At 67.7% G+C, this 13300-nt stretch carries 12 protein-coding genes; 10 read left to right on the top strand and 2 right to left on the bottom strand.

Annotation, left to right across the window (positions count from 1 at the left end):
* Positions 1–159 precede the first annotated feature (159 nt).
* The 6 genes from AWC25_RS09070 (at position 160) to AWC25_RS09045 (ending at position 4966) form a co-directional block, all read left to right on the top strand.
* Positions 160–1362 (top strand): cytochrome P450, encoded by a 1203-nt coding sequence (locus AWC25_RS09070; protein ID WP_069399206.1) that lies wholly within the window; start codon positions 160–162, stop codon positions 1360–1362.
* A 134-nt stretch (positions 1363–1496) separates the two neighbouring features.
* Positions 1497–2045 (top strand): FAS1-like dehydratase domain-containing protein, encoded by a 549-nt coding sequence (locus AWC25_RS09065; protein ID WP_069399205.1) that lies wholly within the window; start codon positions 1497–1499, stop codon positions 2043–2045.
* Positions 2045–2455: a Zn-ribbon domain-containing OB-fold protein gene (locus AWC25_RS09060; protein ID WP_069399204.1), complete on the top strand. Its 411-nt coding sequence runs from the start codon at positions 2045–2047 to the stop codon at positions 2453–2455. The genes AWC25_RS09065 and AWC25_RS09060 overlap by 1 nt, the downstream gene beginning before the upstream one ends.
* A gap of 109 nt (positions 2456–2564) precedes the next feature.
* On the top strand, positions 2565–3017 hold the full coding sequence (locus AWC25_RS09055) for a MaoC family dehydratase (RefSeq protein ID WP_069399203.1): 453 nt from the start codon (positions 2565–2567) through the stop codon (positions 3015–3017).
* On the top strand, positions 3014–4180 hold the full coding sequence (locus AWC25_RS09050) for a lipid-transfer protein (protein ID WP_069399202.1): 1167 nt from the start codon (positions 3014–3016) through the stop codon (positions 4178–4180). The genes AWC25_RS09055 and AWC25_RS09050 overlap by 4 nt, the downstream gene beginning before the upstream one ends.
* Positions 4181–4354: 174 nt before the next feature.
* On the top strand, positions 4355–4966 hold the full coding sequence (locus AWC25_RS09045) for a TetR/AcrR family transcriptional regulator (protein ID WP_069399201.1): 612 nt from the start codon (positions 4355–4357) through the stop codon (positions 4964–4966).
* 75 nt (positions 4967–5041) lie between these two features.
* Here AWC25_RS09045 and AWC25_RS09040 read toward each other — a convergent pair whose 3' ends face one another.
* Together AWC25_RS09040 and pruA are read right to left on the bottom strand one after the other, a co-directional pair.
* Positions 5042–6010, bottom strand: coding sequence for a proline dehydrogenase family protein (locus tag AWC25_RS09040; RefSeq protein ID WP_085166659.1), 969 nt, complete (start codon positions 6008–6010; stop codon positions 5042–5044).
* Complete coding sequence (pruA, locus tag AWC25_RS09035; RefSeq protein ID WP_069399302.1) at positions 6010–7641, bottom strand: L-glutamate gamma-semialdehyde dehydrogenase; 1632 nt, start codon at positions 7639–7641, stop codon at positions 6010–6012. Before pruA ends, AWC25_RS09040 begins: the two co-directional genes overlap by 1 nt.
* 84 nt (positions 7642–7725) lie before the next feature.
* Here pruA and AWC25_RS09030 point away from each other — a divergent pair, with 84 nt between their 5' ends.
* From AWC25_RS09030 to cysC, 4 genes are all read left to right on the top strand, one after another.
* Positions 7726–9330: a PucR family transcriptional regulator gene (locus tag AWC25_RS09030; RefSeq protein ID WP_142278750.1), complete on the top strand. Its 1605-nt coding sequence runs from the start codon at positions 7726–7728 to the stop codon at positions 9328–9330.
* Positions 9331–9568: 238 nt separating this feature from the next.
* Positions 9569–10372: a trehalose 2-sulfotransferase gene (stf0, locus tag AWC25_RS09025; protein WP_069401372.1), complete on the top strand. Its 804-nt coding sequence runs from the start codon at positions 9569–9571 to the stop codon at positions 10370–10372.
* 48 nt (positions 10373–10420) lie between these two features.
* A complete protein-coding gene (cysD, locus tag AWC25_RS09020) occupies positions 10421–11335 on the top strand; it encodes a sulfate adenylyltransferase subunit CysD (protein ID WP_069401371.1) in 915 nt (304 codons plus the stop codon).
* The gene (cysC, locus tag AWC25_RS09015) at positions 11335–13251 is read left to right on the top strand and encodes an adenylyl-sulfate kinase (RefSeq protein WP_085166658.1); all 1917 of its coding nucleotides are present in this window, start codon (positions 11335–11337) and stop codon (positions 13249–13251) included. Before cysD ends, cysC begins: the two co-directional genes overlap by 1 nt.
* The last annotated feature ends 49 nt before the right edge of the window (positions 13252–13300 follow it).

The raw sequence follows: 13300 nt of genomic DNA, 5'->3' as shown, positions 1-13300 counted from the left end.
CAATCACTAATGCCGCGAATGCGGCCGTAAATGGGCCGATCCACGCGTATTGACACGGCAGCCGACCGCGGGGTAGACACAACGTCGCAAGACATATCGCGGCTATATGTCCGATTCGGGGCGGATGATGGTCTTGCCGATCGCTAGGGAGGCGTTGCCGTGCTGACCCATCCACCGCTGCGTTCGCCGAGTTACCCGCTGCACTCCCCCGACTTCTATGCCGGCGATCCCTACCCGGCGTACCGAGAGCTGCGCGCCACCGCACCGGTGTGCTGGAACGACGTCACCAACTTCTGGGCATTGCTGAAATACGAGGACATCCGCTTCGTGTCGAGCAACCCCGCCCTGTTCACCTCGACCCGCGGCATCACCATCCCCGATCCGCAGATGCCGAATCCGGTGCAGCAGGGCAGCCTCATCTTCACCGACCCGCCCCGGCACCGGCAGCTGCGCAAGCTGATCAATTCCGGGTTCACCCGGCGCCGAGTTTTGGTGCTAGAGCCGAAGATTCGCCACATCGTGCGCGGGATACTCGACGGCATCGAGCCCGGCTCCGTGCACGAGTTCGCCGAACAAATCGCCGCTCCCTTGCCCACCCGGTTGATCGCCGAACTGATCGGTGCACCGCCCGACGATTGGGAGCAATTTCGGGCCTGGTCGGACGCCGCGACCGGAACGGCCGATCCGGAGATCGAACTCGACCCGGTGGTCGCGGCGGGACAGCTCTACGACTATTTCCAGCAGCTGATCGCCGCGCGGCGCGCCGAGGCGCGCGACGATCTGCTGTCGGTGTTGGCGGGGGCGGAGATCGAGCAACAACGTCTGACCGACGAAGATTTGCTCAACTTCGCGTTCCTGCTACTGGTCGCCGGTAATGAAACCACTCGGAACCTGATCACGCTGGGCACCCTGGCGCTGATCACCCATCCCGACCAGTGCCGCCTGCTGGTCGAGGACCCGGCGCGGATTCCGGCCGCGGTGGAAGAGATGCTGCGGTGGAGCAGCCCGGTGGTGCACATGGCTCGCACCGCCACAGCCGATGTCGAGATCCGGGGCCGGCGCATCGCGGCCGGCGATGTGGTGGTGATGCTGTACGGGTCGGCCAACCGCGACGAGGACATATTCGGTTCGGATGCAGAGGAATTCAAGGTCACGCGGCACCCCAACCCGCACATCGCGTTCGGGTGCGGCGAGCATTCGTGCATCGGTGCCCAATTGGCGCGACTGGAGGCGGCGGTGATGTTCGACGAACTGCTGCACCGCTTTGCGCACCTGGAGCTGGCGGGCGAGGTGGACCGCATGCGCGCGACGATGGTGCCGGGCGTCAAACGCATGCCGGTGCGACTCGGGACGGGTGACTAAGGGGTGCATCTCGAGTACACCGAAGAGCAGCAGCGGACGCGCGCCGATTCCGCCGGTGACCCTCGACACGGTCGGCCCGACGTTGATGCCAGGGCGCCCCGACAAGACCACGACAAGGCAGGAGGATCCAGCCAGTGACCGACCCAGATACCGAGTTTCACGCGAAGCTGCGCGGGCTCGTCGGCCAGCCGACCGGGGGCAGCGAAAAGCCAAGCATTGCACCGGATCCGGTGAATCAGCCGATGATCCGGCATTGGGCCCACGCACTCGACGACATGAACCCCGTCTACCTGGATCCGGAGTTCGCGGCCGCGTCCCGGTTCGGTGGCATCGTGTCACCCCCGGTGATGCTGCAGACCTGGACGATGCCGGCCCCGAAGCTAGAGGGCATCGCAGAGCGCGGCGGCGCGCCGATGGAGATCACCAACAACCCGACGGCATTCCTCGACGACGCCGGCTACACCAGCACGGTGGCGACCAACTCGGAGTTCGAGATCGAACGGTATCCGCGGCTCGATGACGTGATCAGCGCGACGTCGGTGTTCGAGGAGGTTTCCGAGGAGAAGAAGACGGCGCTGGGCACCGGGTTCTTCTTGACCTGGCTCATCACCTACACCGATCAGCACGGTGCGGTGCTCGGGCGCCAGCGATTCCGGGTACTGCGCTTCAGGCCGGCGAACTGATGGCGATCCGACTGGCCCCGGCGGTCACCCCGGACACCGAATTGTTCTGGAGCGGGTTGCGCGACCACAAGCTGCTGATTCAGCGGTGCCAGGGCTGCGGGGTGCTGCGTAACCCGCCGCGACCCATGTGCCCGCACTGCCGCTCGCTGAACTGGGAGGCCATCGAATCCTGCGGCCGCGGAACAGTTTACAGCTACGTGATACCCCACGAGCCCAAGTTCCCGTTTTTCGAGTACCCCTATATCGTGGTGCTCGTCGAGCTCGACGAGGGCGTGCGGCTCGTGTCGAACCTGTGTGAGATCGACCCCGCGGACGTCACCGTCGGGATGCCGGTCGAGGTCTTCTTCCAGACCTTCGACGGTGCCGGCGGCGACGCTCTCGTGCTGCACCAATTCCGGTCGGGCTCATAGGTACTCGTCGTGGACTTCACCGTCACCGAAGCACAACTCCCCTGCACCGCCATTTCCTGTGGGCAGCTGGCGGGTATCGGCAGCACCTACCGCTGAAGAAGGAGGACCCATGACGACGGCACATCGCATCACCACACTGAGCTGGGCCGAGGTCAACGTCGGCGACGAGGTCACCGCGCTCGAAATTCCAATCACCACAACGTTGATCGTGGCCGGGGCGATCGCCTCGCGCGACTTCATGCCGGTCCATCACGACCGCGACTACGCCAACAAGCAGGGCTCACCCAACTTGTTCATGAACATCTTGACCACCAACGGGTACTGCGTTCGGTTCCTCACCGACTGGGCCGGGCCCGAGGCAATGGTCAAGAAGCTGTCGATCCGGCTCGGCGTGCCCTGCTTTCCCGACGATCCGCTACGCTTCACCGGCAACGTGACCGGCAAGAGCGAGGGCACCGGCGGTGAGAACTTCGTCGAGGTGACGTTCCGGGGTTCCAACAGTCTCGGCGATCACGTCTCGGGCACCGCGGTGCTCAGCCTGCTCGACAGGGCCGCCTCGTGAGCCGCCTGTCTGGCAGCTGCGCCATCGTCGGCATCGGCCAGACCGAGTTCTCCAAGGAGTCCGGGCGCAGCGAACTGCAATTGGCATGCGAGGCGGTCAGCGCCGCGCTCGATGACGCGGGCTTGGCGCCTGGCGACGTCGACGGCATGGTCACCTTCACGATGGACTCCAGCGACGAGATCGACATCGCCCGCAACGTGGGCATCGGCGACCTGAGCTTCTTTTCCCGCGTGCATCACGGCGGCGGTGCTGCGGCCGGCACCGTGGTGCACGCGGCCATGGCCGTCGCGACCGGTGTCGCCGACGTGGTGGTGTGCTGGCGGGCCTTCAACGAGCGTTCCGGGTTCCGGTTCGGCGGCAGCGGACGCAGCATGACCGAGACGCCGGTGTTCATGGCGCACTATGCGCCGTTCGGATTGCTCACTCCCGCAGCGTGGGTCGCGATGCACGCCCAGCGGTACATGTCGACCTACGGCGTCAGCAACTCCGATTTCGGTCGCATCGCCGTGGTCGACCGCAAACACGCCGCCACCAACCCCGACGCGTGGTTCTATCAGCGGCCGATCACCCTACAGGACCACCAGAACTCGCGGTGGATCGTCGAACCCGTTCTGCGACTGCTGGATTGCTGCCAGGAGAGCGACGGCGGGGTGGCGCTGGTGGTGACCAGCGCCCGGCGTGCCCGCGATCTGCGGCAGCCGCCGGCGATCATCACCGCGGCGGCGCAGGGCGCCGCGGCCAACGGCGAGATGATGACCAGTTACTACCGCGACGACATCACCGGGCTGCCGGAGATGGGCGTGGTTGCCGCTCGGCTGTGGCGCGACTCGGGCCTCAAGCCGCAGGACATTCAAACCGCGTTCATCTACGACCATTTCACGCCGTTCGTGTTCACCCAGCTCGAAGAGCTCGGGTTCTGCGGGCGGGGCGAGGCGAAGGACTTCGCCACCGTCGAGCGGCTGTCGCTGGGCGGGGAGTTCCCGATCAACACCAACGGCGGGTTGCTGGGCGAGGCGTACATCCACGGCATGAACGGCATCACCGAGGGCGTGCGCCAGATCCGCGGCACGTCGTACAACCAGGTCGACAACGTCGAGCACGTCCTGGTCACCTCGGGCACCGGCGTGCCGACCAGCGGGCTGATCCTCGCGCCGGCGGACTAGACGAGCCGAGGGGAACCGTCATGCCGAAACTCGCACTGCTGGCCGACCCCGGCACGCCGGCGACCGGTTTGGGGTTCGGCCCTTGATGCCGCCCACACCGTTTCGCCGTATCGACATCGTCGAGGCAGTTGCCTGCGCGGGCGCCCGGCTGGTGGCCCGGGGAACATTGCTGCCATGACCGCTCAGGCCGCCGCGCTGACCGACACCCGCGAGCTGATCGTCGAATCCGCGTTCGCGTGTTTCGGCAGGCATGGTTTGCACAAGGCCACGATCGTCGACATCGCCAAGCGGGCCGGGGTGTCGCGCAGCACCATCTACGAGTACTTCAGCGACAAGGCCGCCATCATCGAGGCCTGCGCCGAGTATGCCTCGCAACGGTTCTATCGCGAGATGACCAAGGCGATGGACCGCGGCGGTAGTCTCGAGGAAAAGCTGTGCTCGGCAGCGGTATTCGTGACGCAGGCGCGTCGGGTCATCTCCTCGGAGAAGTATTTCGACGAAGACGCGATCAGCCTGCTGCTGACCAAGGACGCCGCGGTGTTGCTGCGCGAATGTGTGGACTTTCTGTCGCCGTACCTGTCGGCCGCCAAGCTGACCGGGGAGGTCCGTAAGGATCTCGACGTCGGCGCGGCCGGTGAGTGGTTCGCGCGAATCTTGTTCTCGCTGTTCAGCACGCCGTCATCGAACCTGGATATGGACGATCCGGACGTCGTCGCGGAGTTTGTCCGCGCGCACGCGGTGCGCGGCTTCGCCGCCTCGAGTGTGAATCCACGGCGCCGAGTGTGAATCCTCGGCGGGTACGTTCGGCGTGTCGGCGCCCAGCGGTCGCATCGAAAGCCGGGGATGCACACTCGCTGTGGATCAGTGGCCGCGCTGGGCGAGTGCCCGCAAGAAGAAGGTGAGGTTGGCGGGCCGTTCGGCGAGCCGGCGCATGAAGTACCCGTACCATTGCGTGCCGAACGGCAGGTAGACCCGCATCTGGTTGCCGAGCCCGGCCAACCGGCGCTGCTCGTCGTCACGGATGCCATACAGCATCTGATATTCGAAATCTGCTGTGCTGCACCCTGATTCGCGCGCTACCGCGGGCACGGCGCCGATGATTACGGGGTCGTGGGAGGCCACCATCGGGTATCCGGACCCGGCCATCAGCTCCCGCAGGCAAGCCAGGTAGGACTCGGTGACCTCGTGCGCCCCACGGTAGGCCACCGACGCCGGCTCGTCGTAAGCGCCCTTGCAAAGCCGGATCCGGGCCCCCGACGCCGCGAATTCCCGGCAGTCGCCCAGGGTGCGCCGCAGGTAGGCCTGCAAAACCGTGCCCAGCCAAGGGAAGTCGGCGCGCAAGTCGCGCACGATGGACAGGGTCGAATCGGTCGTGGTGTGGTTCTCGGCGTCCACCGTCACCCACATCCCGACCCGCCCGGCCGCAGCGCAGATCGTCCACGCGTTGTCCCGCGCGATCTTGTCGCCGTCGCGGGGCAGCGACTGCCCGATGGCCGACAACTTCACCGAGACCTCCAGCGGGCGGACCGCCCCGCCGCCGGGCCCATCCGTGCCGGCCAATCGATCGATCAACTCCAGATACGTCCGCACGGCCGCCGCGGCGTCGTCGGCGCTCTCGACATCCTCGCCGAGATAGTCGACGCTGACGTATCGGCCCGAACCACGAAGGGCAGCAACAGTTTCCAGAGCAGAGTCGATGGTCTCGCCGGGGACGAACCGGTGCACTACCTGCCGGGTGAGCGACAGTCCCTCGGCGGCGCGGCGCAACCCGTCGCGCCGACTCGCGGCGATGATGGCCGGCCGCAGCGTGTGGGCGAAGACGCCGGCCATCAGTCCGACCCCATGTGCGGGTAGGTGTAGTGGGTGGCCGGGACGAACGTCTCCTTGATGGTCCGGGCCGACGTCCAGCGCAACAGATTCAGCATCGACCCGGCCTTGTCGTTGGTGCCCGACCGGCGCGCGCCCCCGAACGGCTGGCGGCCGACGACGGCCCCGGTCGGCTTGTCGTTGATGTAGAAGTTTCCGGCCGCGAACCGCAACCGCTCCTGCGCGGTGAGCACGGCCCGACGGTCGTCGGCGATCACCGCACCGGTCAGCGCGTAGGGCGACCCCGTGTCGATCACGTCGAGGATGCGTTCGTAGTGGTCGTCGGGATAGATGTGCACCGACAACAGCGGCCCGAAGTACTCGGTCGAGAATGCCTCGTCGGTCGGATCGTCGGACAGCAGCACGGTCGGCCGAACGAAATAGCCGACGCTGTCGTCGTATTCACCGCCGACCGCGATCGTGATCCCGGCCGCGCCCTTGGCCCGCTCGATGGCGTTGACGTTCTTGGTGAATGCCCGGCGGTCGATCAGCGCGCCCCCGTAGTTGGTCAGGTCGGCGACGTCACCGTAGCGCAGTTGAGCCGCCGCGCCCAGGAAGTCGTCACCCATCTGTTGCCACACCGAATGCGGGATGAACGCCCGGGATGCGGCCGAGCATTTCTGGCCCTGGTAGTCGAAGGCGCCGCGAATCAGCGCGGTGCACAACACATCCGGGCGTGCCGAGGCGTGGGCGACCACGAAGTCTTTGCCGCCGGTCTCACCGACCAGGCGCGGATAGCTGTGGTAACGGGCGATATTGGCGCCCACCTGCTGCCAGAGGTGACCGAAGGTGGCCGTCGATCCGGTGAAGTGGATGCCGGCCAGTCGCGGGTCGGCCAGCACCACCTCGGACACCGCGAACCCGTCGCCGGTGACCAGGTTGATCACGCCGGGCGGCAGGCCGGCGGCCTCGAGCAGCTGCATGGTCAGATACGCCGACAGCGTCTGGGTGATCGACGGCTTCCACACCACGGTGTTGCCCATCAGCGCCGGCGCCGTCGGCAGATTTCCGGCGATCGAGGTGAAGTTGAACGGCGTGACCGCGTACACGAAGCCGTCCAGCGGGCGGTACTCGCTGCGGTTCCACTCCCCCGGGGCGCTGATCGGCTGCTGGGCCAAGATCTGGCGGGCGAATGCCACGTTGAAGCGCCAGAAGTCGACCTGCTCGCAGGGCGAGTCGATCTCGGCCTGGTAGACGGATTTGGACTGGCCCAGCATCGTCGCGGCCGCGATCCGCTCCCGCCACGGGCCGGCCAACAGGTCGGCGGCGCGCAGGAACACCGCGGCGCGCTCGTCGAACGGCAGCGCCGCCCAGTCGTGTTTGGCGGCCATCGCCGCCTCGACCGCCGCGGCCGCGTCGGCGTGCCCGGCGTTGGTCAGGGTGCCCAGCGTCGCGGCATGCCGGTGCGGCTGGACAACGTCGATGCGCGCGCCGTCGCCCATGCGGTGTCGACCGCCGATCACGTGCGGCAGGTCGATCGGATGGTCGGCCAGCGCGGCGAGCTCGGTGCGCAGCCGGGACCGTTCCGGAGAGTGGGGGGCGTAGTCGTGGACCGGCTCGTTGGCCGGGATGGGGGGCTGGCTGATCGCGTCCATGGTGTTCAGGATCCTCGCGCCGACCACCCCGTCCGTTGGCCTATCGGCCAAACTGTCGACGCTTTACTAGTAGAATCGGACAACATGCGGGTGCCTGGGGTCGGGCTGGGCCAATTGTTGCTGGCGTTGGATGCGACGCTGGTCAGCCTGGTCCCCGACGGTCGCGCCCCGCGCGGCCTGGACCTGCCGGTGCGCTCCGCGGCGTTGATCGATTCCGACGACGTTCGGCTCGGCCTGGCCGCGGCGGCGGGCTCGGCCGACGTCTTTTTCTTGCTGGGCGTCGGCGACGGCGAGGCGCTGCGGTGGATCGACAAGCAGGCGCGGGACCGGGTACCGGTGGCCATCTTCGTCAAGAAGCCGGCCGAGGCGTTGGTGGCCCGGGCGGCCGCTGTCGGGACGGCGGTGGTGGCGGTGGAGCCGCAGGCCCGGTGGGAGCGGCTCTACCAGTTGGTCAATCACGTCCTGGACCACCACGGCGACCGCTCCGACCCGACGGAGGATTCCGGCACCGACTTGTTCGGCCTGGCGCAGTCGCTGGCCGACCGCATTCACGGCATGGTCAGCATCGAGAACGCGCAGTCGCACGTGCTTGCCTACTCGGCCTCCAACGACGAGGCCGACGAGCTGCGCCGGCTGTCCATCCTGGGCCGGGCCGGACCGCCGGAGCATCTGAAGTGGATCAACCAATGGGGCATCTTTGACGCGTTGCGGGCCGGTGGCGAGGTGGTACGCATCGACGAGCGCCCGGAACTCGGGTTGCGCCCGCGCCTGGCGATCGGGGTCCACCGCCCGCCAGCCGGCGCGCGCCCAGCGCCGGAGTTCGCCGGCACCATCTGGGTGCAGCAGGGATCGCAGCCGTTGGCCGACGACGCCGACGAGATCCTGCGCGGCGCAGCGGTCCTGGCCGCCCGCATCATGTCCCGGCTCGCGGCCCGGCCGTCCACACATGCGCGGCGGATTCAACAACTCCTCGGGTTGGTCGACGGCGATCCCGCCGAGGTGGTCGCGATCGCCCGCGAACTGGGTCTGCCCGCCGACCGCACCGCCACGCTGATCGGCTTCGACACCACCGGTGCCGAGCCCGGGCATGCCCGACTCGCCGATGTGATGGCATTGAGCGCCAGCGCTTTTCGCCCGGATGCACAGGTGGCCGCGCAAGCCTCACGCGTCTATGTGTTGCTGCCGCAGACCTCGACGACCCGATCGGTCGCGTCATGGGTGCGCGGCACGATCGGCGCGCTGCGCACCGAGCTCGGTGTCGAGCTGCGGGCGGTGATCGCCGCGCCGGTCGCTGGCCTGACGGGTGTCGCGGCCGCGCGCGCCGAGGTCGATCGTGTGCTGGACAGCGCTGCGCGCCATCCGGTTTCGATCGGCCGGGTGACCTCGCTGGCCGAGGCGCGAACCACCGTCCTGCTCGACGAAATCGTCGGCCTGATCGGCTCGGACGAACGGTTGGTCGATCCGCGGATACGCGAGCTGCGGGCGCGGGATCCGGTGCTGGCCGAGACACTGCGGGCATACCTGGACAGCTTCGGCGACGCGGGCCTGGCTGCCGCATGGTTGCACGTGCATCCCAACACGGTTCGCTACCGGGTGCGCCGGATCGAGAAATTGCTGTCCGTTTCGCTGGCCGATCCCGAAGTGCGGCTGCTGTTCTCGCTGGGATTACGGGTGCCCGACGACGTCTAGGCGTCAGTTCCCTCGGCATCCCGGGGTTTGACCGCAATGGCAAAGGGGCACCCGGCGGTACGCAGGGTGGCGACCTGCGCGAGCAAATACCGGATGAGGAGCGACCTATGTTTTGCAGGATTGGCATCGGTGTCCGCGCGGCGGCGCCGGGTCGCTGAGCGCAGCAAACCTCCTTTGGAATCAACGTGAACGTAATTGCTCGTGTTGCAGCACATTTCCGGCCGGTTAGTCTGCGGTAGTGACACACCATCCCTCGTCGTATCTGGTGCTGGCGTCCCAGCGCAGCGGCAGCACGCTGCTCGTCGAATCGCTGCGGGCAACCGGCGTCGCCGGCGAGCCGCAGGAGTTCTTCCAATACCTGCCCAGCACCAGCCAGGCCCCGCAGCCCCGGGAGTGGTTCGCCGGGGTCGAGGACGAGTCGATCCTGCGGCTGCTCGACCCCCTGGACGCGGGAAAGCCCGACCTGGCGCCCGCCGAAATCTGGCGCGACTACATCCGCACCGTCGGCCGGACGCCGAACGGCGTCTGGGGCGGCAAATTGATGTGGAATCAGACGCCGCTGCTGTTGCATCGCGCCAGCGAACTGCCGAACCGTTCGGGCGCGGGACTGCTGGCCGCCATCCGCGACGTCGTCGGCGAGGAGCCGTTGTTCGTCCACATCCACCGGCCCGATGTCGTCTCGCAGGCGGTGTCGTTCTGGCGTGCGGTGCAGACCCGGGTCTGGCGGGGCAGGCCCGACCCGGCCCGCGACGCGCGCGCCACCTACCACGCCGGCGCCATTGCGCACGTGGTCACGATGCTGCGCGAGCAGGAGAAGGGCTGGCAGACCTGGTTCGCCGAGGAAGACGTCAAGCCGATGGAAGTCCCGTATCCGGTGCTGTGGCGCAACCTGACCGAGGTGGTCGGCACCATCCTGGAGACGCTGGGACTCGATCCACGGCTCGCACCGCAGCCGATGTTGGAGCGTCAAGCCGACAAGCGCTCCGACGAATGGGTGGACCGGTACCGGGCGGACGCCGAGAAACAGGGATTACCGACATGACCCCGCCGGTGACGATGCAGAGCGCAGCGATGAGGAGGAACGGCGGCAATGACCCCGACTGAGGCGCGCCGCGTCGACGAATTGCGGCTGCTGGAAGCCGAAGCGGTGCACATCATCCGCGAGGTCGTTGCCGAGCTGGAACGACCCGTCCTGCTGTTTTCCGCGGGCAAGGACTCGATCGTGCTGCTTCGCTTGGCCGAGAAGGCATTTCGCCCGCTGCCCCTGCCGTTCCCGGTGATGCACGTGGACACCGGCCACAACTTCGACGAGGTCATCGAGTTCCGCGACCGCCGAGTCACCGGTGCGGGGCACAAGTTGATCGTCGCGTCGGTACAGGAGTCGATCGACAACGGCCGGGTTCCCGACCCCGGCCCCAATGCCTCACGCAACCGGGCCCAGACCCGCACCCTGCTCGACGCGCTCGAGGCCGGCGGCTTCGACGCCGCGTTCGGCGGTGCGCGCCGCGACGAGGAACGGGCCCGCGCCAAGGAACGCATCCTGAGCTTCCGCGACGAGTTCGGCCAGTGGGATCCCCGCGCACAGCGCCCCGAGCCTTGGTCGCTGTACAACGGCCGCATCAAGAAGGGCGAACAGGTCCGGGTGTTCCCGCTGAGCAACTGGACCGAGCTGGACGTGTGGCGTTACATCGAGCTGGAAGACCTTGAAATACCGTCGATTTACTACGCACACGAGCGCGAGGTGTTCGAGCGCGACGGCATCCTGCTGGCCGTCTCGCAGTACGCCGGCCCGCAGGACGGTGAAACGTCGGCGACGCAGTGGGTGCGCTACCGCACCGTCGGCGACCTCACCATCACCGGGGCGGTGCGGTCCCGCGCCACCGACATCGCGGGCGTGATCCGCGAGATCTCGGCGGCCACGGTGTCCGAGCGCGGCGAAACCCGAGCGGACGACCGGACCTCGGCAGCGGCGATGGAGGACCGCAAGCGAGAGGGGTACTTCTGATGACCAGCACCGAGCAGGCCGACCAAAACACGTTGCCGCCCAAGGGTTTGACCCGCCAGCTGTTGCGCATCGCCACCGCCGGCTCCGTCGACGACGGGAAGAGCACCCTGATCGGGAGGTTGCTGCACGACACCGACAGCCTGCCGTTGGACCACCTGGAGGCGGTCACCGACGAAGAGGGCGTCGCCGACCTGGCCGCGTTGTCCGACGGGCTGCGCGCCGAACGTGAGCAGGGCATCACCATCGACGTCGCGTACCGGTTCTTCTCCACGCAAACCCGAAGCTACATCCTGGCCGACACCCCCGGCCACGAGCGCTACACCCGCAACATGTTCACCGGCGCCTCCAACGCGCACGTGGCCATCCTGCTGGTGGACGCCCGCGCCGGGGTGTTGCGGCAGACCCGCCGCCACGCCCGCATCGCAAAGCTGTTGGGTATCAAGCACTTTGTCGCGGCGGTCAACAAGATCGATCTGATCGACTTCGACGAGACGAAATTCGCCGAGGTGCAACAGCAGCTGCAGACGTTGGCGGCCCGGCTGGGCGAGGTCGACATCACGGTGATTCCGCTGGCGGCCAAGCTGGGCGACAACGTCGTGCATCGCTCCGAGCGCACGCCGTGGTACGACGGACCCACGCTGCTGGACTACCTCGAAGGTGTCGAGCTGGCCGCCCCGCAGGCCGAGCCGGCGCGGCTGCGACTGCCGGTGCAATGGGTGTCTCGGCCCACCGCCGACGCACGCCGCCGCTACACCGGGCGGCTGGCCGCGGGCACGCTGTCCGTCGGGGATCCGGTGATCTCGCTGCCCTCGGGCACCCGCTCGACGGTGACGGCGCTGGACACCCTCGACGACGAACGCACCACCGCTGTTGCGCCACTGTCGGTTTCGATCGAACTGGCCGACGACATCGACGTCGGCCGGGGCGACGTGCTGGTCAGCGGAACCGACGACGCCGTCCTGCCGGTGCTGGCCCGCGAACTCGACGCGACGGCGTGCTGGTTCGTCGACGCCCCACTGCGGGCCGGCGATCGACTGGCGCTCAAACAAACCACCAATACCGTGCGGGCCACCGTGCAGGAGCTGCACACCCGGCTGGACCCCGAAACGCTCGAAGAATTGGATCAGCCGGTTGAACTGGCGCTCAACGACATCGGCACCCTCACCCTGCGCACCAGCAGCGTCGTCATCGCCGACAGCTACACCGACAATCGCGACAGCGGCGCCTTCATTTTGATCGACGAGACGACCAACGACACCGTCGGCGCCGGAACCATCATCGAGGCCCGCGAGGTCAAGCCGGGCAGCCACGCCCGCACCGACATTCGCTGGCATCCGTCGGCACTGGACCGGGCGCACCGCTGGCAGGCCACCGGGCAGCCGGGCGCCACGATCTGGTTCACCGGTCTGCCCGCATCGGGCAAGTCGACGGTCGCGGTCGCCGTCGAGCGCGCACTCGTCGAGTCCGGCCGGGTGGCCTACCTGCTCGACGGCGACAACTTGCGCCACGGCCTGTCCGACGATTTGGGCTTCTCCCCCGGTGACCGCACCGAAAACATCAGGCGCGTCGGCCATTTGACTCGTCTGCTGGCCGATGCCGGCGTGGTCGCGTTGGCGTCGCTGGTCTCGCCGCTGAAGTCGGACCGCGAGATCGCCCGCGAACTCAACGACGCCGCCAAGCTGCCCTTCATCGAGGTGCATGTGGCGACGTCGTTGGCAGAGTGCGAACGGCGCGACCCGAAGGGCCTCTACGCCCGGGCCCGCAGCGGCGAGCTCAAGGGACTCACCGGCGTCGACGCGCCCTACGAGCCTCCCGACAACGCCGACCTGGTGATCGACACCACCGAGGCCGACATCGACGACCTCGTCGCGCAGGTCATCGAGCTGCTCAATCAACGCAGCCCGCGGCCCAGCTAGACTCATCACGATCCAATCACTTGGCGGCCGGCCCCGTGCGGGCAACCAT

The sequence above is a fragment of the Mycobacterium sherrisii genome (assembly GCF_002102355.1).
Taxonomy (GTDB): domain Bacteria; phylum Actinomycetota; class Actinomycetes; order Mycobacteriales; family Mycobacteriaceae; genus Mycobacterium; species Mycobacterium sherrisii.
This window is presented reverse-complemented; position numbering and strand designations above follow the sequence as displayed.